At 71.7% G+C, this 23208-nt stretch carries 21 protein-coding genes, 1 tRNA gene and 2 pseudogenes; 14 read left to right on the top strand and 10 right to left on the bottom strand.

Annotated elements, in window-relative coordinates; all coding sequences use genetic code 11:
* The first annotated feature begins 52 nt into the window (after positions 1-52).
* Positions 53-1384 (top strand): N-acetylmuramoyl-L-alanine amidase, encoded by a 1332-nt coding sequence (locus ACZ601_RS13940; protein WP_469536985.1) that lies wholly within the window; start codon positions 53-55, stop codon positions 1382-1384.
* A gap of 124 nt (positions 1385-1508) precedes the next feature.
* On the opposite strand, the gene ACZ601_RS13935 is transcribed toward ACZ601_RS13940, so the two are convergent.
* Entirely contained in the window at positions 1509-2645 is a 1137-nt protein-coding gene (locus tag ACZ601_RS13935) for an aminoglycoside phosphotransferase family protein (RefSeq protein ID WP_469536982.1), read from the bottom strand.
* A gap of 231 nt (positions 2646-2876) precedes the next feature.
* Here ACZ601_RS13935 and ACZ601_RS13930 point away from each other — a divergent pair, with 231 nt between their 5' ends.
* Positions 2877-4376 carry a DNA-binding protein NsdB gene (locus ACZ601_RS13930; protein ID WP_469536979.1) on the top strand — a complete coding sequence of 500 codons (1500 nt, stop codon included), beginning with the start codon at positions 2877-2879 and terminating at the stop codon, positions 4374-4376.
* A gap of 18 nt (positions 4377-4394) precedes the next feature.
* On the opposite strand, the pseudogene ACZ601_RS13925 reads toward ACZ601_RS13930, so the two are convergent.
* A pseudogene (locus ACZ601_RS13925) lies at positions 4395-5852 on the bottom strand (PP2C family protein-serine/threonine phosphatase); the annotation flags it as partial.
* A gap of 632 nt (positions 5853-6484) precedes the next feature.
* Here ACZ601_RS13925 and rpmG point away from each other — a divergent pair.
* A complete protein-coding gene (rpmG, locus tag ACZ601_RS13920; RefSeq protein WP_440575741.1) occupies positions 6485-6649 on the top strand; it encodes a 50S ribosomal protein L33 in 165 nt (54 codons plus the stop codon).
* Between the two features lie 199 nt (positions 6650-6848).
* Here the strand turns inward: rpmG and ACZ601_RS13915 are convergent, their stop codons facing one another.
* The 4 genes from ACZ601_RS13915 to ACZ601_RS13900 form a co-directional block, all read right to left on the bottom strand.
* Positions 6849-7517: a DUF1275 family protein gene (locus ACZ601_RS13915; RefSeq protein WP_469536976.1), complete on the bottom strand. Its 669-nt coding sequence runs from the start codon at positions 7515-7517 to the stop codon at positions 6849-6851.
* A 113-nt stretch (positions 7518-7630) separates the two neighbouring features.
* Positions 7631-9004, bottom strand: coding sequence for a cryptochrome/photolyase family protein (locus ACZ601_RS13910; RefSeq protein ID WP_469536973.1), 1374 nt, complete (start codon positions 9002-9004; stop codon positions 7631-7633).
* Positions 9005-9074: 70 nt separating this feature from the next.
* Positions 9075-10619 (bottom strand): SDR family oxidoreductase, encoded by a 1545-nt coding sequence (locus ACZ601_RS13905; protein WP_469536971.1) that lies wholly within the window; start codon positions 10617-10619, stop codon positions 9075-9077.
* 200 nt (positions 10620-10819) lie between these two features.
* Positions 10820-11437, bottom strand: a complete 618-nt coding sequence (locus ACZ601_RS13900) for a sigma-70 family RNA polymerase sigma factor (protein WP_440575025.1) — start codon at positions 11435-11437, stop codon at positions 10820-10822.
* A gap of 171 nt (positions 11438-11608) precedes the next feature.
* Here ACZ601_RS13900 and ACZ601_RS13895 point away from each other — a divergent pair, with 171 nt between their 5' ends.
* The 9 genes and pseudogenes from ACZ601_RS13895 to ACZ601_RS13855 all read left to right on the top strand — a co-directional run bounded on the left by ACZ601_RS13895 (position 11609) and on the right by ACZ601_RS13855 (position 19545).
* Positions 11609-12613, top strand: coding sequence for a MerR family transcriptional regulator (locus ACZ601_RS13895; RefSeq protein ID WP_469536968.1), 1005 nt, complete (start codon positions 11609-11611; stop codon positions 12611-12613).
* 135 nt (positions 12614-12748) lie between these two features.
* Positions 12749-13999 (top strand): NAD(P)/FAD-dependent oxidoreductase, encoded by a 1251-nt coding sequence (locus ACZ601_RS13890; protein ID WP_469536966.1) that lies wholly within the window; start codon positions 12749-12751, stop codon positions 13997-13999.
* A 122-nt stretch (positions 14000-14121) separates the two neighbouring features.
* Positions 14122-15024: a VanZ family protein gene (locus ACZ601_RS13885; protein WP_469536963.1), complete on the top strand. Its 903-nt coding sequence runs from the start codon at positions 14122-14124 to the stop codon at positions 15022-15024.
* A gap of 130 nt (positions 15025-15154) precedes the next feature.
* Positions 15155-15922: pseudogene (locus ACZ601_RS13880) on the top strand (DUF4389 domain-containing protein); the annotation flags it as partial.
* Positions 15923-16080: 158 nt separating this feature from the next.
* Entirely contained in the window at positions 16081-16803 is a 723-nt protein-coding gene (locus ACZ601_RS13875) for a DUF4230 domain-containing protein (RefSeq protein WP_440575021.1), read from the top strand.
* Positions 16804-17091: 288 nt separating this feature from the next.
* Positions 17092-17607, top strand: coding sequence for a lytic polysaccharide monooxygenase auxiliary activity family 9 protein (locus ACZ601_RS13870; protein WP_469536961.1), 516 nt, complete (start codon positions 17092-17094; stop codon positions 17605-17607).
* Positions 17608-17893: 286 nt separating this feature from the next.
* Entirely contained in the window at positions 17894-18301 is a 408-nt protein-coding gene (locus tag ACZ601_RS13865; protein WP_469536958.1) for a hypothetical protein, read from the top strand.
* 124 nt (positions 18302-18425) lie between these two features.
* A complete protein-coding gene (locus tag ACZ601_RS13860; RefSeq protein ID WP_440575029.1) occupies positions 18426-18872 on the top strand; it encodes a nitroreductase family deazaflavin-dependent oxidoreductase in 447 nt (148 codons plus the stop codon).
* 274 nt (positions 18873-19146) lie between these two features.
* On the top strand, positions 19147-19545 hold the full coding sequence (locus ACZ601_RS13855; RefSeq protein WP_469536955.1) for a DUF6221 family protein: 399 nt from the start codon (positions 19147-19149) through the stop codon (positions 19543-19545).
* Positions 19546-19663: 118 nt separating this feature from the next.
* Here ACZ601_RS13855 and ACZ601_RS13850 read toward each other — a convergent pair whose 3' ends face one another.
* A complete protein-coding gene (locus tag ACZ601_RS13850; RefSeq protein WP_385038336.1) occupies positions 19664-19852 on the bottom strand; it encodes a DUF6381 family protein in 189 nt (62 codons plus the stop codon).
* A gap of 150 nt (positions 19853-20002) precedes the next feature.
* Between ACZ601_RS13850 and ACZ601_RS13845 the strand changes: the two genes are divergently transcribed.
* Positions 20003-20076: transfer RNA gene (locus ACZ601_RS13845), tRNA-Met, on the top strand.
* Positions 20077-20162: 86 nt separating this feature from the next.
* Here the strand turns inward: ACZ601_RS13845 and ACZ601_RS13840 are convergent.
* Positions 20163-20561 carry a MerR family transcriptional regulator gene (locus ACZ601_RS13840; protein ID WP_469536952.1) on the bottom strand — a complete coding sequence of 133 codons (399 nt, stop codon included), beginning with the start codon at positions 20559-20561 and terminating at the stop codon, positions 20163-20165.
* Positions 20562-20614: 53 nt separating this feature from the next.
* Between ACZ601_RS13840 and ACZ601_RS13835 the strand changes: the two genes are divergently transcribed.
* The gene (locus ACZ601_RS13835) at positions 20615-21727 is read left to right on the top strand and encodes an alkene reductase (RefSeq protein ID WP_469536949.1); all 1113 of its coding nucleotides are present in this window, start codon (positions 20615-20617) and stop codon (positions 21725-21727) included.
* A gap of 56 nt (positions 21728-21783) precedes the next feature.
* Here ACZ601_RS13835 and ACZ601_RS13830 read toward each other — a convergent pair whose 3' ends face one another.
* Both ACZ601_RS13830 and ACZ601_RS13825 read right to left on the bottom strand, forming a co-directional pair.
* Positions 21784-22356 (bottom strand): GNAT family N-acetyltransferase, encoded by a 573-nt coding sequence (locus tag ACZ601_RS13830; RefSeq protein ID WP_469536947.1) that lies wholly within the window; start codon positions 22354-22356, stop codon positions 21784-21786.
* Between the two features lie 92 nt (positions 22357-22448).
* Positions 22449-23192 (bottom strand): AraC family transcriptional regulator, encoded by a 744-nt coding sequence (locus tag ACZ601_RS13825; RefSeq protein ID WP_440575014.1) that lies wholly within the window; start codon positions 23190-23192, stop codon positions 22449-22451.
* Between the last annotated feature and the right edge of the window lie 16 nt (positions 23193-23208).

Below are 23208 nucleotides of genomic sequence, written 5' to 3'. Positions count from 1 at the left end.
GTGCGCGCACGACGCAAAGCCCGGAAAGCGCACAGCTCCAAGAAGGGTTGTCATGACGTCCAAGCAGAGGACCGGACTCGCGGTCGCGTTCACCACCGTCGGCGCGCTGAGTCTCGCGCTGCTCAGTCCCACGGCGCAGGCCGGTGCGGACGGGGTGCGGCCGGAGTGCCCGCGCGGCCTCGAATGCGACTGGGTCCCGGCGGCCTACCAGCAGACCGGAGACCCGGCCGACAAGGAGACGTACGGCAACTACGACACCGCGGACCGGCCGCACACCAACAAGATCAGATTCATCGTCCTCCATGACACCGAGGAGGACTTCGACACCACTCTGGACATCTTCCAGAACCCGCTGAAGCAGACCTCCGCCCACTACGTGGTGCGCTCCGGCGACGGCCACGTCACCCAGATGGTGAAGAACAAGGACGTCGCCTGGCAGGCCGGGAACTGGTACCTCAACTCCAACTCCATCGGCATCGAGCAGGAGGGCGTCGCCGTCGACGGCGCCAAGTGGTACACCCCCGAGATGTACCGCTCGACCGCCGCACTGGTGCGCTACCTCGCCGCCAAGTACGACATCCCGCTCGACCGCCAGCACATCATCGGCCACGACGGGGTACCGCCCACGAGTGCCGCCGGCACCGCGGCCATGCACTGGGACCCGGGCACCTACTGGGACTGGAACCGCTTCATGGCCCTGCTCGGCAAACCCACCGTGCCGACGGCCCGCAAGAACAGCGAACTCATCACCGTCAACCCGAGGTTCAAGGACAACAAGCAGGCGTTCCGTGACTGCGAGAAGGGCGTCGACCTGCCCGTCCAGGGCTCCAGCGCGGTCCCGCTCCACACCGGACCCTCCGCCGACGCACCGCTCTTCTCGGACCCGGGGCTGCACACCGACGGCTCGCCCGGCACCAACTGCGTCGCCGACTGGGGCAGCAAGATCAGCGCGACCCAGCAGGCCGTCGTCGCCGGCCACGCGCCCGGCTGGACGGCGATCTGGTGGTACGGCCAGAAGGCCTGGTTCGAGACCCCGGCCCGCACCCGCACCACCACCCCCACCGCGGGCTATGTCGTGAGGCCGAAGGCCGGCAAGGCGGAGGTCCCCGTGTACGGGGTGGCGTACCCGGAGAAGTCCGAGTACCCCGCAGACTTCGCGGACCAGCGGGTGGGCACACCGCTCCAGTACACGATCAAGGCGGGCCAGTCCTACCCCGGCGGCGGCGAGGCCCCCACCGGCTTCTTCTACGCGCCGACGATCGACGCCTCCTACCCGCTGGACCACTCCTTCTTCAAGGGCAAGGAGAAGTACGTGACCGTCCAGATCGGCCACCGCATCGCCTTCGTGAAGGCCGCCGACGTGGACATCGTCCGCGCGCACTGAGCCCGCGCGCACCTAGAGCGCGCCCGTCCGGCGGCGGGCGCAACACAGCGCGCTGCGGGTCCGGTGTGTCGGCACCTGACCCGCAGCGCGCGTCCCCCTGGAGGGTCTGGAGGGCCCGGACGGTCTAGCGAGTGCCGACCGCGGCCCGTACGGCCCGCCTGGCCAGCGCGCAGTCGTCGTGCAGCCGGCGCAGCAGCAGACGCTGCTCCTCGCCCGAGGAGAGGGCGCCGGGCCGGTCCTGAGCGGGCCGGGGGCCCGAGGTGTCCCGCATGGCCCGCTGCACGGCCGTCTCGTACGTACGGATCTCCCGTGTCAGCACGAGCATCAGGTTGACGAGGAAGGCGTCCCGCGCCGCCGGTCCCGCGACCTGGGCCAGCTGGCTGATCTGGCGCCGGGCCACCGGGGCGTCACCCAGCACCGTCCACAGCGTCGCCAGGTCGTACCCCGGCAGATACCAGCCGGCGTGCTCCCAGTCGACCAGCACCGGGCCGGTGGGCGACAGCAGGATGTTGGAGAGCAGCGCGTCACCGTGGCAGAACTGCCCCATCCCCTGGCGGCCGCCCGCATGGGCCAGACCGTGCAGGAGCTTCTGCAGATCACCCAGATCGCGATCGGTGAACAGCCCCAGCTCGTGGTAGCGGTTGATGCGTGCCGCGTAGTCGAGCGGGGCCTCGAAGAGACCGGACGGAGGCCGCCAGGCGTTGACCCGGCTGACCGCTCCGAGCACTGCCCGCAGATCGGCCCGGGGCGGCGCCTCCGACGGATGCCTCGTCAGCGCCGCCACCCGGCCGGGCATCCGTTCGATGACCAGGGTGCAGTTCTCCGGGTCCGCCGCGATGAGCCGGGGAACCCGTACCGGCGGGCGGTGCCGGACGAACGCCCGGTATGCCGCTATTTCGTGGCGGAACCGCTCCGACCACGCCGGGGAGTGGTCCAGTAAGCACTTGGCGACCGCGGTCGCGCGTCCGGTCGAACCGACGAGCAGTACCGAACGGCCGCTGCGCCGCAGCACCTGCACCGGATTGAACTCCGGGCAGATCCGGTGCACCGAGGCGATCGCCATCCTCAGCTGCGCGCCCTGCGGGCCCGACAGGTCCAGTCTTCCGCTGAGCGAGGGGGTACCCGGCCCTGCCATACGCCGGGCCCGACCCATGCCGGGCGCCGGAACAGCGGCGCGGGGGTCGAGATACGGTCCGCCGCCCGACCCGAGAGGACGGAGCGGCCGGGGCGGGGCGGACACGGAGGACGATGCTGTGTACATGGGCGAGACAGATCCCTTCGTGCGCCGACAAGTTGCGTGCGCCGCCCCGGCCGGCGGCCGTTCGGCACCCTGGGGAGTACCGAGGGCTGCCGGGCGGGGTGGCGCTTTCCTACCTGACACCGGCGCGCGGGTGGCAGACCATGTGGCGGACCCTGGCGAACCCTGGCGAATAGTCGCAGGGCATCTGACAGGGGGTTACTGTCAACACAGCCGAGAACCTGGGGGCTTGACGTGACCGGAGAACCCAACACCCGTCTGTCGGACCTGTTCGGCCTTGCCGGCTGGTCCAAGGGCGAACTCGCGAGAATGGTGAACAGGCAGGCGGCGGCCATGGGCCACCCCCAGCTCGCCACCGACACCTCGCGGGTGAGACGCTGGATCGACATGGGGGAGTCCCCGCGCGATCCCGTCCCTGAAGTGCTGGCGGCCCTGTTCACCGAGCGGCTCGGTCGTGTCGTGACCATCGAGGACCTCGGGTTCGGTCGGCGCGGGCGTGTGGGGAAACGGCGAGAGACCGGGACGGAACACAATCCCGACCAACTCCCCTGGGCGCCCGAGCGGACGGCAGCGGTCCTCACCGAATTCACGGGAATGGACCTCATGCTCAACCGACGCGGCTTGGTGAGCGCGGGCGCCGCGCTCGCCGCCGGCTCCACCATCGCCGGCCCCATGCACGACTGGCTGCACACCGACCCCGTACTGGCGGCCGACGCGCCACGCACCGACGATCCCGTGCACGCGGACCCGGCCGGTTTCGACCGGTACGAGGCCGCGCCCATCGGTTCGCAGGAGATCGAGGCGCTGGAGCGGTCCGTGGAGGTGTTCCGCGCCTGGGACGCCTCCCGGGGCGGCGGTCTCCAGCGCAAGGCCGTGGTGGGCCAGCTCAACGAGGTGGGCGGCATGCTGGCCTACCGCCACCCCGACCATCTGCAGCGGCGCCTCTGGGGCGTGGCTGCCAACCTCGCCGTACTCGCGGGGTGGATGTCCCACGACATCGGCCTCGAACCAACGGCCCAGAAGTACTTCGTCATCGCGGCCCACGCGGCGCGCGAGGGCGGTGACCGGCCCCGCGCGGGCGAGGCACTGTCCAGGGCGGCCCGTCAGATGGTCCACCTGGGCCGTCCGGACGACGCGCTCGACCTCATGAAGCTCGCCAAGTCCGGCTCGGGCGACATGGTCCTGCCGCGCACCCAGGCGATGCTCCACACCATCGAGGCCTGGGCACAGGCGTCCATGGGGCGGGGCCAGGCCATGCGACGCACGCTGGGCCTGGCCGAGGAGCTCTTCGTCTCGGACAAGGGCGATGTCCCACCGCCCAGCTGGATGCAGATGTTCGACGAGGCGGATCTGCACGGCATGCAGGCACTGGCGTTCCGCACCCTCGCCGAGCATGAGCCCTCGGCGGCCGTCATCGCCCAGCGGCACGCGAAACAGGCACTCGAACTGCGGGTCACCGGGCGCCAGCGGTCGAAGATCTTCGACTACATCTCGCTCGCCTCGGCGTGCTTCATCGCCGACGATCCGGAGCAGGCCGACCGCTACGCCCGGCTCGCCCTGGTGTCGATGGGGGAGACCTCCTCGCACCGCACCTGGGACCGGCTGCGCGAGATGTACCGGCTCACCGGCCAGTTCGCGGGACACGGGAAGATCGAGGACCTGCGCGAGGAGATCGAGCGTTCACTGCCGCAGAGGTCCCTCATCAAGCAGCGGACCAGGAGCTCCGAGATCTGACCCCGGACCAGGGTCCTGAGCTCCGATGCGGGCGATCAGCACACAGGCGTCGTCCAGCCGGCTCGCGCCGCCGAACTCCTCGGCGACGGCACGTACGCAGTCCTGCGCCGAGCGGGCCACGGCGAAACGCGGCGCGAGTCCGAGCAGCGCCTCCGTGCCCTGACGGAGGCCGCCGCGCCCGTTGTCGGTCCTGGCCAGTCCGTCGGTGTGGAGCACCAGCACATCGCCGGGCAGCAGGGCCGCCTCGTCCTGCTCGTAGGCGACCCCGGAGGCCGCTCCGAGCAGGACGCCGTCGGGCTGCGGCAGCGGGCGCCCGGTTCCGTCGCGGAACAGCAGCGGTGCGGGGTGCCCGGCCTGCGCCCAGTCCAGGGTGCGGGTTGCGGGGTCGAACCGGCAGCACACCGCGCTGCCCAGCGCGGGCTGGACCGACGACGTCTCCAGCAACTGGTTCAGATGCCCCATCAGGGCTCCCGGATCGATGCCGGCCATCGCCATGCCGCGCAGCGCCCCGAGGATCATCGCCATGGCCGAGGTGGCCTGGATGCCGTGACCGGTCAGATCACCGACCGTGAGCAGCGTCCGGCCGTCCGGCAGCTCCATGGCGTCGTACCAGCCGCCGCCGATCAGTTCGCCGGACCCGGAGGGCAGGTAGTGGGCCGCGATGTCCAGGGCTCCGGGCCCCTGGTCCGGGAGGCGCAGCGAACCCCGCCATGGCGGAAGTACGGCCTCCTGCAGCTCGACCGCGATCCGGCGCTCGGTCCGGTCGATGTGCTGCTGGCGGCGGAGCGAGTCATGGGTGCGGCGCACCGTCCGCTGGCTGCGCCGCAGCTCGCTGACGTCGCGCAGGACCGCCCACATGGAGGCGGTGCAGCCGTCCGCGTCGAGGACGGGCTCGCCCATCATGTGCAGGGTCCGCATCTCGCCGTCGGGCCGGTGGATCCGGAACTCCCCGTCTATCGACTCTCCGTCGACCAGGCAGTCCGTCACGAGAGCGGTGAGCAAGGGCTGGTCCTCGGGGACGAGCACGGTGGGCAGATCGTCCAGGGAGAGCGGTCCGGCCTCCGCGGTCCGGCCGAAGATCTGGAGCAGCTCCTCTGACCAACTGACCTCGTCCGTCAGCAGATTCCACTCGGCGCTGCCCACCCGGCCGATCAGTGAACCCTCCCGCTCCTCGCTGAGGGGCACCGGGCCCGTGCCCAGGGACAGTTCGGCGGCGAGCTGCTGCGCGGCCTCCGGCGGGAGCCCCTCCCTGAGCTGTCCCAGGTGCGCGCCGAGATCGTCCAGGTGATGGACCGCCAGTTCGCAGAGCGCGCGCTGCCAGCGCAGCTGCGGATCGTCCTCGTCGACAGCCATGGCGTCGCGCCGCACCGCTTCCACGTCGCCGCGCAGCCGGCGCGTCCGGTTGATCAACGCGTCGACGGCATCGCGCTCGGGCGACTGGGGGGCGGGGCGGTCCGCGGACAGATGGGACGGCATGACGTACTCCGATACAGGCGCGGTACAACCAGGTCTGAGGGTGGACCGGATACGACTGTCGCACAGCCGGCTGGGGGTCGTAAGCGGTTTGGCGACACTCGATGCGTTCTTGCTTCTGACATATGCCAGCGGCTGGACGACGCGGCGATCGTTCGAACAGCCTTTCTTTCAAGGGCTGTTGAGTCAGGCGATCCGGTGTGCGGAGGCCCTCCGTGCGCCCTTTCGTGCTGGACCCGAGTGGTGCGGGCGTGGTGCGTCGGGGCATATGCGGGACGCGGGCCCCGTGGGCGGCGGGTGCCGCCGGGCCCGTCGCCGTCAGTGCGCGGGCGGCGTCATCGCGGTGGTCGTGATGGGGGAGGGGAAGCTCTTCGGGCGCATGGGTCACATTCCTCTGGCGGTCGTTCGCTGGGCCGGGCACTGCGGTCAACGAGCGTGGCGGCCTCACGTGACGGCGTCGCGGAAGAGTGCTCGACCTGTCGTGGGCGAGTGCCGGACCCGTGGCCGGCAGCTCCGGAATCCGGGCGGGGTCCGGGTGGGAATGCGGCCACCCGCTGTCGCGTTGCACCGGCAGAACGAAAACGAATCCCGTTCCCATCAAGGGGTGGATTCGGTCCGCCAGTACGGAGGTTCCCATGGCCCGAAGTGAAGCCCGTCCCGTCGTCACGCTCCGTTCGACCGCAGGAACGGGCCAGAGTTATGTGACGCGCAAGAGCCGCCGCAACAACCCCGACCGGATGGTCCTGCGCAAGTACGACCCGGCCGCCGGGCGGCACGTCCTCTTCCGCGAGGAGCGCTGACCGCCGAGCGGCTCACGGTGCGGGTGTCCGTGCTCCGGATCACACTCCGGGGTGCGGATTCCCGGGAACGCGAGGCAATGGTTTATCGTTCACCTATATGTGATGACGCACTGAGCGCACACACCAAGAACTGCCCCGGCTGGATTCCCCCGATCCGGCCGGGGCTTCCCTTTTGCCCGGTCGCGGATCCTGCCCCGGTTCACCGCCGGCGCGGTACGGCCTCGACCAGCAGCGCCGCCGCCGCGAGCGCCGCCGCGGCCACGGCCCCGGTGCCCGGCCGCTCGCGCACGGCCAGCGCGGCCGCCGCCGCCCCCGTCACCAAGGCGGCCAGCCGGCCGGCCACCCAGCCGTCGCCCCGCCGCCAGGAACCCACGGCCAGCCTGCCGACGAGGGAGGTCAGCGTGCCGGTGAAGTAGTTCGTCGGCGTGGCACGGAGACGGGCCTGGATCCCCATCGCGAGCCCCATGAGAGCCAGCAGGCCCAGCCGGTCCGCGTCCGAAGTGATCAGATCCAGCCCCCACAGCACAGCGGCCGCGGCGAGCAGCGCCACCTCGGCCGCCAGCATGACCGGCAGCCGCCGCCACACCCGCTCGCCCGCCACCGCACCCCACGCCACCCCGAAGCCGTACGAGACGAGCGCCGTGACCACTCGCAGCGCCACCCCCTCCTCACCCGCCCCGGCGGCGGAGGCTCCCAGCAGGACCAGGTTCCCCGTCATCACCCCGGCGAAGACCTGGCCGACGCAGATGAAGACGAACGCGTCCGCCGCGCCGGACGCCGCCGACAGGAGCAGCAGGGCCGCATGACCGCGTGGTTCGTCCACGGTGGCACGGCCGGCCGGGGCGGAGGGCGCGTCGGGAGTCGGCATGGCCGCATCTTCGCTGGCGCCGGGCCCGCAGGGGCGTGTTGCCCGTCGGCCCGGCGTGCCGCGCGGTGCGGCGCCGCACCGGCCGCCGGCCCACCGGCGCGCGCCCGCGGCGATCAGTCCAGGCCGCGCGCCTGCTTGAACCGTCCCAGCCCCTCGGCCAGGTCCACCAGCGGATCCGGATAGTCCAGCCGGGCACGCTCCGCGCCGCGCAGCTTCCACGGCTCGTGCACGGCGGACCCCGCCAGCGCCGCCAGCTCCGGAACCCACCGTCGGACGTAGTCGCCGTCCGGGTCGTAGCGCTTGGCCTGGAGCACCGGGTTGAGCACCCGGTTCGGGCGGCTGTCCGTCCCCGTTCCGGCCATCCACTGCCAGTTCAGCTGGTTGTTGGCGACGTCTCCGTCCACCAGTAGATCCAGGAAGTGCCGGGCGCCGACGCGCCAGTCCACGTACAGGGTCTTGGTCAGGAAGCCCGCGGCGAGCAGCCGTCCGCGGTTGTGCATCCAGCCCTCGTGGCGGAGCTGGCGCATGGCGGCGTCGACCACCGGATAGCCGGTGCGGCCCTGCCGCCATGCCTCCGTCTCCTCGGCGGCAGCGGTCCCGGACCGCCAGCGATCGTGCCGGGTCCGGTAGTCGAGGCGGGCCGCGCCGGGCCTGGCCGCGAGGACCTGGTGATGGAACTCGCGCCAGCAGAGCTGCCGGACGAACGCCTCGGCTCCGGTGCCACCGGCCGCGCGCGCCCGGTGGATGAGTTCCGCGGGGGAGAGGGTGCCGAAGTGCAGATGCGGCGAGAGGCGGGACGTGGCGTCCCCCGGCAGGTCGTCGTGGCGGTCCTCGTACGCCGCGAGTCCGTGGCGCCGCCAGGCCGTGAACCGCTTGCGGGCCTCTCGCTCGCCGCCCTCCGCGAGTCCTGCCGAGACGCCGGACACGTCAGCCCGGACCGGCACGTCCTCGGAGCCCGGACCCGGCGGCACCCGTACCGCTCGCGGCGCACCGAAGGGGTCGCGCACCCGCTCCTCGGACCAGCGCCTGAAGTACGGGGTGAACACGGCGAAGTGGTCGGAGCCCGCAGGGGTCACGGCGCCCGGCGCGACCGCGGTGACCACGCCGTCGTGGACGTGCAGCCGCGCCCCGCCGGACTCCAGTTCCGCCCGCAGCCGTTCCTCGCGGCGATGGGCGTAGGCACTGACCCCCGCGGCCAGATGGACATCGCCCGCACCGGTCTCTGAGACGATCCGGCACACCTCGCTGACCACGTCGCCCGAGCGGATCACCAGCCGGCCGCCCCGCTCGCGCAGCCCCGTGTCGAGATCCCGCAGGCAGTCGGCGAGGAAGGCGAGGCGGTTCGGGGCGCCGAACCCCGCCGCGTCGACTCCCGTGTCGCGTACGAACAGGGGCACGACCTCGTCGCAGGACGCGAGCGCGGCATGCATGGGCGGATGGTCGTGCAGGCGGAGATCGGCGGTGAAGAGGACGACCGCTACGGTCATGGCGCAACTCCTGGTGGGGGGGCGTGGACATGCTTCTGTTCCGTCCGAGGGCCCCCGGCGGATGCGGTGGTCACCGGGACAGCGCGCCACGTTCCTCCGCCGCCGGGGAGGGCGGCAGCGCCGCGGCCGCCCGTGCGATGTTGCGGGCCATGCCGCCGAACACGATCGCGTGGAACGGCGAGACGCTCCACCAGTACGCGTGGCCGAGCAGTCCGCGGGGATGGAACAGTGCCCGCTGCCGGAAGTGCGCCCGGCCCCGCTCGTCCCGTTCCGCGTACATCTCCAGCCAGGCCAGTCCGGGCAGCCGCATCTCCGCGCGCAGCCGCAGCAGGCGGCCGGGCTCGATCTCCTCGACCCGCCAGAAGTCCAGGGAGTCACCCACCCGCAGCCGGTCGGTGTCCCGGCGCCCGCGGCGCAGGCCCACCCCTCCCACCAGCCGGTCGAGCCAGCCCCGTACGGCCCACGCCAGCGGGAACGAATACCAGCCGTGGTCGCCGCCGATGCCCTCGACGACCTTCCAGAGGGCCTCCTGCGACGCATCGACGTCGAGTTCCCGCACATCCGTGTACAGGCTGCCGCCGGCCCAGTCGGGGTCGGTGGGCAGCGGGTCGCTGGGCACGCCGGGCACCGACGCCGACGACCAGCGGGTGGTGACCCGGGCCTCGCGCACCCGCTGGAGGGCGAGATGCAGGGCCTTCTCGAACGTGAAGGGCTGCCCCGGCCCGTCGGTCACATACCGCGCGATGTCGTGCTCCTGGCACACGACCTCGTACCGCAGCGACTCCGCGAGCGGCCGCGCGATCGACCTGGGGACGGGCGTGACCAGCCCGATCCAGTGACTGGACAGCCGTGGCGTCAGCATCGGGACGGGCAGGATCAGCCGGTGCGGGAGCGCCGCGATCTCCGCGTACCGCTGCATCATCTCGCGGTACGTGATGACGTCCGGCCCACCGATGTCGAACGCGCGGTTCACGTCCCGGGGCATCCGGGCGCTGCCCACGAGGTAGCGCAGCACGTCCCGGACCGCGATCGGCTGGATCCGGGTCGACACCCAGCTCGGCGTCACCATGACGGGCAGCCGTTCCGTGAGGTAGCGCAGCATCTCGAACGACGCCGAACCGGATCCGATGATGACCGCGGCTCGCAAGGCCGTGGTCGGGACCCCGGAATCCAGCAGGATCCTGCCGACCTCGGCGCGCGAGCGCAGATGCGGCGAGAGCTCCTGATCGGGTACGCCGGGCGGCGTGAGCCCGCCGAGATAGACGATCCGGCCGACGCCTTCCCCGGCGGCCGACTCCGCGAACACCGTGGCCGCCCCGCGGTCCGTCTCCTCGAAGTCCGCACCGGTCGTCAGCGCGTGCACCAGGTAGTAGGCCACGTCGATGTCCGCCATGGCGGAGGCGACCGAGTCCGCGTCGGTGACATCGCCCCGGACGATCTCGACATCCGCGGCCCACGGGTAGTCCCGTAGTTTCCGGGGGGTGCGCACCATGCACCGCACCCGGTGCCCGGCCTCCAGTAGCTCGGGCACCAGCCGGCCCCCGATGTATCCGGTGGCCCCGGTCACCAGACAGTGCAGGGGCTTCTCGGGCATTTCCGTGCTGTTGGTCCTCATGGGCTCTCCGCATCGGCCGGTTACCGCTCGCTTCACCGTGCCTCGTCCTCACGCATCACGCTCTCCGAGGCGTCCGGATGCGGCGGACGCACCCGCCCATGGTCACAGTCGCGGGGGCCCGGGGCGAGGCGCGTCGATTGTGCGTCGGTGGCCGCGCCACGCCCCGGCCGGCGATCCGTACCGGTTGCCGATCCGCCCGGTCAGGGCTCCGTTTCGCCCCCGGACAGCGAGCGCCGGATCCGGTGCAGCGCGCGGCGCACATGGCTCTTGACCGTGCCGAGCGGGAGCCCCGTCAGCTCCGCGATGCGGGTCTGGGGGAGGCCGTCGTAATAGGCCATGTGCAGGATCCGGCGCTGTACCTGGGGCAGCTTCCCCAGCTCCGTACCGACCAGGACCCGGTCCAGCGCCGAGTCCGGACCCGCGGCCGCGCCGGATTCCACCAGCCGCATCCGCGCCGCCGTCGCGGCGGCCAGTTCGGCGCGTCGGGTACGGGCGGCGAGCGCGTCCGCGACCTTGCGCCGGGTGATGCCCACGAGCCAGCCGGGCAGCGGGCCGCGCTCCGGACGGTAGCCGAGCCTGCCGCGCCAGGCGGCCAGGAAGACCTGCTGGGTGACGTCCTCCGCCTCACGGCTGTCACCCAGGGACCGGGCGGCCAGGGAGTGCACGAGCGCGCCCCACCTCCGGTAGGCGGCGGCGAAGCAGTCCTCGCTGCCGCGCACCAGACCGGCGGCGAGCTCCTCGTCGGCGAGGTCCTGCGCGGCACACGGTCGCGGATCGGGCCTGCCGGGCCGCGTGTCCTGCGGTGCGAGCGCGGTCATGGCTGTCCTTCCTCCGGGCGCCCCGGCCCAGGAGCCGCGTCCACGGCCGCGGCCGGCCGGAGAAGTCCGGTGTGCTCTCCGGGCCTCCGACGGGGGCCCGTGACCGGCAGCGTTCCAACAGCGCACTCGCCGGGACAAGCTGCGTCGATTCTGCGTCGTATGATCAAACGCATGCCGTCCTCCACGGAGCGGGCCCAGGCAGGAACCGCCGACCAAGGCCTGACCACCGGCACAGTGGCACGCCGGCTCGGCGTCGCGCCGACGACACTCCGCACCTGGGACCGCCGCTACGGCATCGGCCCCGCCCGCAGGCAGGGAGGCAGGCACCGGCGGTGGACGGCCGAGGACATCGCCGTACTGGAACACATGTGTGAGCTGACCGGCTCCGGTGTACCCCCGGCGGAGGCCGCCCGCACGGCACTGAACGCGGCTACCGGTACGCGGCCTCCAGCCGCCGCACACCACTCGGTGCTCCCCGCGCGCCTTCCGGTGCCCTCCGACGCGGAGGAAAGGGATCCGGACGGGCTCGGCCCGGACGCCGCACGCCACGAACGCCGAGGGCTCATGAGCGCGGCACTCCGGCTGGACACGCGGACCATCGACGACCGGCTGACCGCCGCGATCGACCGGTACGGACCGGTGGCCGCCTGGGACCAGGTGATCATGCCGACACTGCACGCGGTGGGACGCAAATGGCAGACGTCCGGTGAGAAGTACGTCGAGGTCGAGCACCTGCTGTCCTGGCACGTCTCCAGCGCCCTGCGTCGGGTGGCCGTGCGGCCCGCCGCCGCCGAGGACGGCACCGGGCTCACCCTGCTGGCCTGCACACCGGGCGAGACACACACGCTTCCCCTGGAGGCACTCGCCGCCTGCCTCACCGAACGGGGCCTGGGCGTAAGGATGTTCGGTGCGTCGGTGCCGGGCGAGGCGTTGAGCGAGGCCGTGCGCAGGACCGGCCCGGCGGCCGTGGTGCTGTGGTCCCAGTCGCGGAACACGGCGGCACGCCCGCTGGCACACCACGTGGCATCCAGCGAACGGGGGGTACGGGGCGCCAGGACCCGTCCGGCCGTGCTGCTCGCCGGACCAGGCTGGGCGGGACCCCCGACGCCCGGCACCCACCGGCCGCGGGAGCTGGCCGAGGCGATCAGGATGCTCACCGGACTGTGCGCCCGGTGAGACGCGCCGCCCGCCGCCTGCCGGACCGCTCCGGCCCGAGCTGGGAGCATGCGCGATGAGACCGGTCCGGACCGAACCGGTCGGACGGGTCCGGCTCCCGGCCGTGGCCGGCAGCCCGCACGAAAGGTGAATCCCATGGCGAACCCCGCGGAGCCCCGGCCCGATGTCATCGTGATCGGAGCGGGAGCGGCAGGCCTCGCCTGTGCGGCCGATCTGACCGCCGCCGGACTCTCCGTCCGCCTCCTGGAGGCGTCGGACGGAGTGGGGGGCCGCATGCGTACCGACCGCCGGGACGGCTTCCTCCTCGACCGGGGCTTCCAGGTGTTCAACACGTCCTACCCGCAGGTCAGAAAGCGTCTGACCCTCCGTGATCTGCGACTGCACCCCTTCACCCCCGGCATGCTCGTGCAGACCGGGACCGGCTCCACCGGCCGGGTCCGGTTCAGCGACCCGACCCGCCGCCCCGGTTCGGCCCGTGAACTGCTGCCCGGACGAATCGCCTCCGGCCGCGATCTGCTGGCGCTCGGAGTGCTCTCGGCCCGGGACATGCTCGGCCCGGTGAGCGCGATCAAGCGGCGCGCCGATCGCACGACCCGCACCGAACTGGCCGATGCGGGCATCTCCGAGGAGTTGGTGCGGACCCTGCTCCAGCCTTTCCTGTCGGGCGTCTTCCTGGAGGAGGAACTGGAGACCTCTTCCCGCGTCTTCCACCTCGTCTGGCGCAGCATGCTGCGCGGCACCCTCTGCCTGCCCGCAGCCGGCATCGGAGCCGTACCGGCGGCGCTCGCCCAGGCGCTGCCGCCGCGCACCCTGTCCGTGGACACCCCCGTGCGCGGCCTCACCGACGACGGTGTGCTCCGCGAGGACGGTACGGAGCTTCCCGCGTCCGCCGTAGTGGTGGCGACGGGCCCGGAAAGGGCCGCGCGGCTGCTGCCCGGCCTGACGGTTCCGGAGACCCGCACCGTCACGACGTACTACCACGTGGCCCGTTCGTCCCCGTTGCGGGAACCGACCCTGCTCGTCGACAGCAGGCGCCGCTTCCTGAACACCGTGGTACTCAGCGAGGCCGTACCCGGCTGCGCACCCGCCGGGTACGCGCTGGTCTCGACCTCGGTGGCGGGCTCCGACGCCCCGGGCCGGGAAGCGCGGGTGCGGGGGGATCTCGCGGAGGTCCACGCGACCGACACCGCCGCCTGGGACCTGCTCGCCACCTACTCGGTGCCGGGAGCGCTGCCCGCGATGCCGCCGCCGTGGCCGTTGTCCCGCACCTCACGGGTCGGACCGGGCCGGTACGTGTGCGGGGATCACCGCGCGACCGGATCGGTGCAGGGAGCGCTCGCCTCCGGTGCGCGTGCGGCCCGTGAGGTTCTCGCGGACCGGGGCTGACCGCGCGGCCACGGCTGCTCCGCCGTACGGAGGTCAGCTCCACGGCTCCGCAGGGGCGCGCCAATTCCGCGGCGGCTCCACCGGCCAGGTGTGGTCCGTCCGGACCGGGGCAACTGTCGCCCATGAACGCAGAGGCTGAGAGTGGTACGCAGAGCGGAACGCGGCGCAGAACATGGGGAAGCGTTCTTCTGCAGGTGACCTTCCTGGTGCTGGCCTTCCTGGCCATGGTCTGTTTCTCCGTCGTGCTGGCGAAGGTGACGCTGACCCCGTCGCCGGCCTCGGAGGAACTCGTGAAGTCGAATCTGCGTCCCGGCCGCTCACTGCGGCAGTACGCCGAGGACTACACCTTTCTCGCGGCCTGCAAGCAGGCGGGCGGAAACCTGGTGCTGGGCATGCCGTTCGGCGTGCTTCTGCCCATTCTCGTACCGCGCCGCCTGCGGATGATCCGCATGGTCCTGCTGACCGTGCTGGTCATAGCGGTGGTCGAACTGGTGCAGGGCGCGCTCGTCGCCGGGCGGGCCTTCGACGTCGACGACGTCATTCTCAACACCGCGGGAGCGCTCCTCGGCTATCTGCTGCTGGGCCGTCGCCTGAGCCACCGCTACCACGTGCTCGCGGCCGGGCCGGAGCCGGTGCCGGAGCCGGCGGACGAACGCACCCGTGCGCCGAAGCCGGCAGCCCGCGACGCGCACGAGACGGATTCGCGCCGTCGATCCTGGCAGGGGGCATGGGCGAAGGTCGCGGCACGGACGAAGCCGACGGCCGAGTCCTCGAAGCAACCCGCGAAGAAACCAGTGACGAAGCCGAAGACGAAGGCCGGGGCGAACACGAAGCCCAGGCCCAGGCCCGTCGCAACGAGCAAGCCCGAAGTGGCCGCCACAACGGCAAAGCCCAAGCCCACGCCGAAGTCCGGCGCCACAACGGCCAAGCCCAAGTCCCCGGCAGCCCCCGGCAAGGCCCCGCGTGCGGACAGGGAACGCACCAATCCGGGCCGTGCGCTGCTGGACCGGTTCCGAGGCCGCTGACCGTCCCGGGCCCGGACCGGCGGGCACCCGATCGGCCCGTGGCCGTTTGCGGGCCGGTTTCCCGGGCCCGAGCGTAGGGGACGCGGAGTGCGCAGAGGGCGTACGCGATCACCTGCCGGAGGGGAACGCCATGGCCGACGCCCAGTGGAGCCCGGGGCGGAGGGCGGGGGACGCGGATGAATTCCTGCCCGTGCTGGACCTCATCGAGCCCATCCGCCAGCGCCGGCTCACCGTCCTGGTCCGGCTGCTCCTGCTGATTCCGCATTTCGTCGTGCTGTTCTTCCTGGAGATCGCGGCCTTCTTCACCGCCGTGTTCGGCTGGTTCGCCGCCCTCGTACTGGGACGGCTGCCGGAGCCCGTCTTCCGCTTCCTCGCCGGGGTGCTCGGCTACCGGACGAGGGTCGGAGCGAGCGGCATGCTGCTCATCGACCGCTATCCGCCCTTCGCGCTGAACCCGCCGCCCGACTGGCCGGTTCAGATCGACGTCCGCCCGACCCGGCTGAACCGGCTGGCCGTCTTCTTCCGGCTGATCCTGGTGATCCCCGCCGCGATCGTGCAGAGCCTCGTCACGTCCGGCTGGTACGCCCTGGCGATCCTGTGGTGGCTGATCACGCTGATCCTGGGACGTATGCCCCGCCCCCTCTTCCAGGCCACGGCTGCCACGCTGCGCTACGACATGCGCGTGTCCGCCTACCTGTCGTTGCTCAGCCCCGCCTACCCCAAGCGTCTCTTCGGCGAGGACGCGCTGTCCGTGCCGGAGCGGCAGGGGCGCTCCGCCACCCGGCCACTGGTCATGAGCGGCGCGGCCAAGGCGCTGCTGGTGCTCTTCCTGGTCCTCGGGCTCGTGAGCGCCATCACGACATCCGTCACCAGGTCATCGTCCGACGACACCGATACGTGGATGCGGCAGCAGAGTGTTCGCGTCGTGCACCCGCCGAGAGGCAACCGGCCACCGCCGCCGAGGACTACGCCCGGCCGTCTGTATCAAGGTACGGAATCGAGCGGAACCGCGGCGGGCGGCGGAGTGAATCCGGACAGTCGGGTCACACGGGGAGTATGACTTCCACCGACGTACCGACAGACGCACCGGGCGAGTCCGACGGGCGAGCGGACGGCCGCCGAGGCAACGGCCCCCGCCGCGGCCGACGATGGGGAAGGGCGGTCGCGATCGGCGCGGTCGCCGTCGCGCTGCTTCTCCTCGGCACGCGGCTCAGCCTGCTGCCGGGGCTGGGTGACATCTTCGGCGAGAAGACCCATGACCGCTCAGGCCCGGCCGTACTCAAGTCGATTCGTGACATGAGCAGGTACGAGGCGGCGGCGGGCAATTTCCAGGTCGTCGTCGATCTGGAGAAGGACACGAAGTTCATCCCCGACGCGATCCGGGGTTCGCGCACCCTGTACGTCGGCGCGGGCACGGTCGGCGCCTCCGTCGACCTGGGCGACGTCGCCGACAACGGAGTCGTCGTCAACAAGGACCGGACGACGGCCGAGCTCCGGCTGCCGCACGCCGTCCTCGGGAAACCGGCCCTCGATCCCGACCGCTCCTACGCGGTGTCCAAGCAGCGCGGGCTCTTCGACCGGATCGGGGACTTCTTCTCCGACAACCCCGGCAGCGAGCAGGCGGTGAACAAGCTGGCGGCCCAGCACATCGGTGAGGCGGCGAAGGAGAGCGGGCTGACACAGCGCGCCGAGAAGAACACCACCGCCATGCTCCAGGGGCTGCTCGGCTCGCTCGGCTTCAAGGAGGTCACGGTCCATTACGGTGACGCCCGAAAGTAGGACCGGCCACCGGGCGGACCGGGCTTCGCCGACCGGCTCCGGTCCCCGCGCCGGTACCTCGCTCAACTCCCTTGAAGTGCCGCACTCTTGACGGTCACGCCTCGATGGGTATGGTCTAGTCCAAGTGCAGGGACGGCGCCGGACATCCGCATTCCCGGGGTGTGTCCGGTCATGGATCCTGCCGTTCCCTTCGCGCCTCTTGGCCCCACACCTGAGAGGCTGGACTGCCGCTATCGGGCTCCCCACAGTCCGCCCGCGTCGCAGCGATGCCTCATGTGAAGGAGAAGCATGCACGCGAAAAGGAAGACCGCCGTAGCCGTCGGTGCCGTACTCGCACCGGTACTCGCCCTGTCCCTCCCGGCAGGGTCGGCCAGCGCGCACGGCTACATCTCGTCACCGCCGAGCAGGCAGGCGCAGTGTGCCGCCGGAACGGTCAGCTGCGGTTCCATCACCTACGAGCCCCAGAGCGTGGAAGGCCCCAAGGGGCTGACCAGTTGCAGCGGCGGCAACAGCGCGTTCGCCGAGCTCGACGACGACGCCAAGGGCTGGAAGGTCACTCCGGTGAGTTCCAGTACCTCGTTCCAGTGGGTGCTGACGGCTCGTCATTCCACCAGCACATGGGAGTACTTCGCGAGCGGCCAGAAGATCGCGGAGTTCAACGACAACGGCGCCCAGCCCGGTGCGACCGTGACCCACCAGGTCGATTTCGGCAGCCTCAAGGGCCAGCAGAAGGTCCTCGCGGTCTGGAACATCGCCGACACGGCCAACGCCTTCTACGCGTGCATCGACGTCAACGTCAGCTGATCCCGCACGCACCGCCCCGCCGCCCCGGAGGGCCGTGGCCGGCCACGGCGCCACCTTCGGCGGGCGCGTAGCAGGAGGGACCCCTGCCCGGTACCGGGCGGGGGTCCTTGCCGTGCCGCCGCGATCCAGTCCGGGCACCGACCCCGGCGGCGGGACGTTTAGGGCCTGTCCGGCGGGCGGCACCCGGATGGCAGGCCCCGTCACCCGCATGCTGTCCGGGCCGCGCCGATCCGGCCGGGCACCGCGACGCTGAGTCCGTCACCGCGTCGGCAGAAACGGATTCAGCATGCTCATATCGAAGCTCCTCGGTCCCGGCCGCCCGGCTCCCTGCCGTGCGGGGGCGCGTTCGCGTCGCGGATACGCCTTCGCGGTCGTCCTCACCGTGGCGCTGAGCGCGGGAGCGGTACCGGTCGCGGAGGCCGCGCGCACCGTACCGGGCCGGGACGCGGGCGCCAGGGCGGCGGTGGTACTGGTGCGCGGTCCGCTCAACGCGTCCGGGCCGGGCAGGAGCGAGGCCCTCGGCCTTCTCGGCGCCCGGTTCCGGGGCGCGCGCGAGCCGCTCGCCCCGAGACGGACCAGGACCTTGGTGCTCGCGGTGATCGGAGGCGCCGCCGGGCTGGCGGTGTTCGCGATCGGCGGCTTCGTGTCGGCCGCCCGCAGGCGCAGCGGCTACGGACGCCGGCCCCACGGCTGACGCCGCCCGACGCGACACGTCGGCCGCGCACGGGATTCGGGGCGGCCGATACGGTTGACGCGATGATGAGGAATGGCGGCCGATGAAGCGTCACGGCCGGATCGTCGACGACGGGACAGACATCATGCCTCTCCAGGGTGAGTACGAGCCCAGCCCCTCCGAGTGGGTTCGGGACCAGGTCGAGCAGTACGAGAGTTCGGGCGGTACGGAAGGGACGACGATGCGGGACCTGCCCGTCATCATCCTGACCACCCGGGGCGCCAGGAGCGGGAAGATCCGCAAGACTCCGCTCATGCGCGTAGAGCACAACGGCGTGTACGCGGTGGTCGCCTCGAAGGGTGGAGCCCCCGAGCACCCCGTCTGGTACTACAACCTCACTGCCGACCCGCGTGCCGAACTGCAGGACGGCCCGGTGCGCCAGGACATGAACGTCCGGGAGGTGACGGGGGACGAGAAGGCGGTCTGGTGGGAGCGAGCCGTCGAGGCGTTCCCCGACTACGCCGACTACCAGAAGAAGACCGACCGCCAGATCCCGGTCTTCCTCCTGGAACCGGCGGAGACCGGCCACTGACCGGCCGGGCACGGTACGAGAACGGGGCGCGGCCGTATCGCTGAGTGCGCCCCGGAGGCCCCACCGGTTCCCCTCCCCGGAACCGTGGGGCCTCCGGCCTTCCCCGCCCCGGACCTCTCGCCGGACTGCGGGGAACGGCCGCCCGGGAGCCCCGCGCGCATCGACAGCGGACACACGGTGGGCGATGAGCTGCTACGGGGCACCCGGCGCGGCGGGATACTCTCCAGCACGGCCCCTTGAGGTGCGGGGCCGAGTGGGAAGGATTCAGAACCTGATGACAGACAATGTCCGCCTGGTCGCGTTCGTCCGGGCGCGTCTCGACGAGGAAGAAGACGTCGCGCGTGCGGCCGGTGGTGAGGGGTGGCGGTGTCCGGCCGAGGTGCCGGGCGAAATCCACGACCGCACCGGCGCGATCGCGTTCAGTCTGCGGACGCACGGCTACAACCACCACATCGCCCGGCAGGATCCCGCGCGCACTCTCCAGCGCATCGAGACCAGCCGGGTGCTCCTGGACGAGTACGCGGAGGTGGCCGCGCTGGACACCGACCGCCCCGAGCGGGACTTCGCCTCGGGGCGCGCCTTCGGTCTCGGGTTCGTGGTCCGGCAGATGGCCGCCGAGCACGCGGGGCACCCCGACTACCTAGTGAAGTGGCTTCCCCGATTCACCCAGTAGCGCCGCGGCCGGGACACCGCGGCGCTCGCGCCCGGCCGCCCCGCCGTGACCACCGCACCTGCGGACGGCGTGACCACCGCACCTGCGGACGGCGGCCGACCGGGATCTCACGAGGGGCTCAGAGGGGATTCACGCCCCGGTCGCCCTTCGTACTCACCTGATCACTTCGCTCCTGGAGCCGGCGGGCCTTGTCCTTGAGGCGCTCCCGCTCCTGTGGATCGGAGGCCCGCTCGGCGGCCTCCTGCATTTCCTGCGCCTTGGCGCGAATACGCTCGGCGCGGCCTCCGGACTCATCCGCAACGCTCATGATCACTCCTGGATCTCGGGGGAGAGCCGACGCCACCAGCGAATCAGCGCTCCCGCGCGACTGCATCTCGAACGGTGACCGACTGCTACGAATGCGCCGAGAGGTGGTCGGGGCGCCCGCCGGGGTGGCGTAGGGTGGGAATCACAACGACGCGGGGTGGAGCAGCTCGGTAGCTCGCTGGGCTCATAACCCAGAGGTCGCAGGTTCAAATCCTGTCCCCGCTACTTTCGAAGCAGGGCCCGGAACCACACGGTTCCGGGCCCTGCTGGTTTCGTCCGGGCACCCCACGGGCCGGGCCGCCCACGGCCTCTCACCGCCGGGGCCGCTCCCTCTCCCGAGGCTCTGAAGCGCTTTCGCCCGCCGCGGTGCTGATCACCTGGTCCAGGACGTCGCGTGAGCGCAGCAGGTCATTGACGGTGCGGTCGATCCGGTCCCGCTCGGTGGTGAGTTCGGCGACCAGCGCCGGGGTGGCGTTGGCGGCCGGGCCGCCGTCGTCGTCACGCATGCAGGGCAGGATCCGCGCGATCGCTGAGCTGTGAAGTCCTGCCGCGTAGAGCTCCTGGATGCGGATGACACGATCGACGGCGCGTTCGGAGAAGTTCCGGTGGCCGCCGGGCGTCCGGCTGGACGCGAGCAGGCGCTGCTCCTCGTAATAACGCAGCGACCGCTCGCTGACACCCGTGCGTGACGCCAGTTCCCCGATGCGCATGTCCCACCCCACGACTTGAACTTCACATCAATGTCAGGTTCTACGTTACCGGCATGACGAACACACAGCAGGCCCCCGCCATATCCCAGCTGTTCGAGCCGGCCCGCCTCGGCACCCTGGAGCTGGCCAACCGACTCGTGATGGCACCGCTGAGCCGTAACCGGGCCGGAGCCGACGGGGTTCCCGGTGAACTGATGGCAACCCACTACGCGCAGCGCTCCTCGGCCGGCCTCATCATCGCGGAGGGCACGACGCCGAACCCCGTCGGCCAGACCTACCCCCACATCCCCGGCATCCACAGCTCCGCGCAGATCGCCGGCTGGCGCCGGGTCACCGACGCGGTGCGCGCCGCTTCCGGCACCCGGATGTTCCTCCAGTTGCAGCACGGCGGCCGGGTCGGCCATCCCGACACCAGCGGCCACCTCCCACTCGCCCCGTCCGCCGTACGGTTTCCGGAAGAGCTGCACACCCCCAGCGGACCGCAGAGCGGTGTGGAGCCCCGTGAGATGAGCGTCCGGGACATCAGGTCCACCATCGCGGACTTCGCCACCGCCGCACGCAACGCCGTCGAGGCCGGTTTCGCCGGTGTGGAGGTGCATTCCGCCAACGGCCATCTGCTCCATCAGTTCCTGGCGAAGAACACCAACCGCAGGACCGACGGCTGGGGCGGACCGGCGGAGGGACGGATCCGGTTCACCACCGAGGTGGTCCGGGCCGTCGCCGAAGCCATCGGCCCCGACCGGGTCGGGGTACGGATCTCGCCCGGAGTGGGGGTCAACAGCGTCGAGGAGGGTGACACGGAGGACATCTACCGGGCGCTCCTCCCCGCCCTCGCGCACATCGGCCCGGTCTATCTGCACCTGATCCACGCCGACCCGGACAGCGCGCTCTTCGCCGGGATCCGCAAGGCCTGGCCCGGCACGCTGATGGCGAACCCGGTGCTCTCCCGTGAGGAGGGCGCGGCCGACGGCGGCAAGCGGCGGGGCGAGCGGCTGCTGGCCGGCGGCGCCGACCTGATCGCGCTGGGCCGGGGCTTCCTCGCCAACCCCGACTTCATCGAGAGGCTGCGCACCGGCGCGCCCCTCAACGAGATCCGCCCGGAACTGCTGATGCACGTGCACGGGGCGGAGGGCTACAACGACTACCCCGCACTGGGCCGCCGGTGAACCACGCGCACCGGACGACGGCGGTTCGTCGCGGGGCGCACCGGTTGATTTGCCGGTCAGCGCAGGTCGAGCCGCATCAGGACGCGGGGGTGACCGGCGAGCACCGAAGTGGTGTCGGCCGCGTGGGTGAACCCGGCGCGCTCGAAGTTCTTCCGGATTCCGGCGTATGCCATCGTCAGGTCGACTTTGGCGCCACCGTTGTCGAGGGGATAGGCCTCGATCACCGGTGCGCCCTGGGCGCGGGCGAAGTCCACCGCACCGGCGATGAGGGCGTGGGAAATCCCCTTCCGGCGATGGCCGGGACGCACGCGGATGCACCAGAGGGACCAGACGGGCAGGTCGTCGACGTGCGGAACCTTGCGGCTGCGCGCGAAGACGGTGTCCGCGCGCGGTCCCACGGCGGCCCAGCCGACCGGTTCCTCGCCGTCGTAGGCGAGGACCCCCGGAGGGGGCTGCTCGCGGCACAGCCCGGCCACGTAATCACCCCGGGCCCGCCCCCGGAGCTCGTTGTTCAGCTTCGAGGGGATGCGGTGGCTCAGGCACCAGCAGACGTTGGCATCAGGCGACTTCGGGCCGATCAGGGTGCGGGTGTCCCTGAAGACCGTAGCCGGACGAACCTTGATGGTCATGGCGCCACAGTGCCACGGGCCGGACGGCGAGGCAGGCGGACGACGAGTCTGCCCGTGCGACGGGATACCCGGTGCGAGGCCGCCCGAGGCGGTCAGCGGGGCCGGTGCGTGCCCGGCGTGTGCCCGAAGGCGCGGCGGAAGACATCGATGAACGCGCTGGCGGACGACCAGCCGCACCGGTGGGCCACGGTGGTCACCGGGACGTTCCCGGCGAGCAGGACCAGCGCGTGGTACAGGCGCAGTTGGGTGCGCCACTGCGTGAACGTCATCCCGAGATCGGCCTTGAAGAGGCGGGAGAGCGTGCGGTCGCTGGCACCGGCCGCCCTGCCCAGTGCGGCCAGCGTGCGGTCGTCGGCCGGATTCGCGCGCAGGATCTCGCACACCGCCCGCAGCTGAGGAGCGGTCGGAGTGGGCAGGTGCAGCGGTTCCTGGGGCGAGGCCCGCAACTGGTCGAGCAGCACGGCCCGCAGCCTGCCGCGTTCCGGCCCGTCGTCGTACGGGGTGCGCGTGTGGGCGAGGATCAGTTCACGCAGGAGAGGACCGACCGCCAGCACGGTCGGCTCGTCCAGGCCGAGCGGGTTGTCAGCCGCGTCCAGACCGACGAAGTGCAGTTCGAGTTCGCCGTGAGCCTGGTGGGCGTGCACGGTGCCGGCCGGTACCCAGATGGCACGTGTGCCCGGTGCGACCCAGGTGCCCTTACTCGTCGTCACGGCCAGCACCCCGCGGCCCGCGTAGACGATCTGGTGGCCGTCGTGGCGGTGGGCGTCGATGGCCGCTCCGGACGCCAGCCACCGAGTGAGGGTCGGCGCCACGGGCTGGTGGCGGATTTCCGTCATTGCTTGGCAGCATATC

Source organism: Streptomyces sp. NPDC104307, assembly GCF_055584045.1.
The sequence above is the reverse complement of the archived record's forward strand: the minus strand, read 5'-3'. Positions and strand labels throughout refer to the sequence as shown.

Bases quoted from the DNA above. Each gene is read 5' to 3' on its own strand.
- ACZ601_RS13940 (WP_469536985.1), top strand. From the start codon at position 53: ATGACGTCCAAGCAGAGGACCGGACTCGCGGTCGCGTTCACCACCGTC.
- ACZ601_RS13935 (WP_469536982.1), bottom strand. From the start codon at position 2,645: ATGTACACAGCATCGTCCTCCGTGTCCGCCCCGCCCCGGCCGCTCCGT.
- rpmG (WP_440575741.1), top strand. From the start codon at position 6,485: ATGGCCCGAAGTGAAGCCCGTCCCGTCGTCACGCTCCGTTCGACCGCA.
- ACZ601_RS13915 (WP_469536976.1), bottom strand. From the start codon at position 7,517: ATGCCGACTCCCGACGCGCCCTCCGCCCCGGCCGGCCGTGCCACCGTG.
- ACZ601_RS13910 (WP_469536973.1), bottom strand. From the start codon at position 9,004: ATGACCGTAGCGGTCGTCCTCTTCACCGCCGATCTCCGCCTGCACGAC.
- ACZ601_RS13905 (WP_469536971.1), bottom strand. From the start codon at position 10,619: ATGAGGACCAACAGCACGGAAATGCCCGAGAAGCCCCTGCACTGTCTG.
- ACZ601_RS13900 (WP_440575025.1), bottom strand. From the start codon at position 11,437: ATGACCGCGCTCGCACCGCAGGACACGCGGCCCGGCAGGCCCGATCCG.
- ACZ601_RS13895 (WP_469536968.1), top strand. From the start codon at position 11,609: ATGCCGTCCTCCACGGAGCGGGCCCAGGCAGGAACCGCCGACCAAGGC.
- ACZ601_RS13890 (WP_469536966.1), top strand. From the start codon at position 12,749: ATGGCGAACCCCGCGGAGCCCCGGCCCGATGTCATCGTGATCGGAGCG.
- ACZ601_RS13885 (WP_469536963.1), top strand. From the start codon at position 14,122: ATGAACGCAGAGGCTGAGAGTGGTACGCAGAGCGGAACGCGGCGCAGA.
- ACZ601_RS13875 (WP_440575021.1), top strand. From the start codon at position 16,081: ATGACTTCCACCGACGTACCGACAGACGCACCGGGCGAGTCCGACGGG.
- ACZ601_RS13870 (WP_469536961.1), top strand. From the start codon at position 17,092: ATGCACGCGAAAAGGAAGACCGCCGTAGCCGTCGGTGCCGTACTCGCA.
- ACZ601_RS13865 (WP_469536958.1), top strand. From the start codon at position 17,894: ATGCTCATATCGAAGCTCCTCGGTCCCGGCCGCCCGGCTCCCTGCCGT.
- ACZ601_RS13860 (WP_440575029.1), top strand. From the start codon at position 18,426: ATGCCTCTCCAGGGTGAGTACGAGCCCAGCCCCTCCGAGTGGGTTCGG.
- ACZ601_RS13855 (WP_469536955.1), top strand. From the start codon at position 19,147: ATGACAGACAATGTCCGCCTGGTCGCGTTCGTCCGGGCGCGTCTCGAC.
- ACZ601_RS13850 (WP_385038336.1), bottom strand. From the start codon at position 19,852: ATGAGCGTTGCGGATGAGTCCGGAGGCCGCGCCGAGCGTATTCGCGCC.
- ACZ601_RS13840 (WP_469536952.1), bottom strand. From the start codon at position 20,561: ATGCGCATCGGGGAACTGGCGTCACGCACGGGTGTCAGCGAGCGGTCG.
- ACZ601_RS13835 (WP_469536949.1), top strand. From the start codon at position 20,615: ATGACGAACACACAGCAGGCCCCCGCCATATCCCAGCTGTTCGAGCCG.
- ACZ601_RS13830 (WP_469536947.1), bottom strand. From the start codon at position 22,356: ATGACCATCAAGGTTCGTCCGGCTACGGTCTTCAGGGACACCCGCACC.
- ACZ601_RS13825 (WP_440575014.1), bottom strand. From the start codon at position 23,192: ATGACGGAAATCCGCCACCAGCCCGTGGCGCCGACCCTCACTCGGTGG.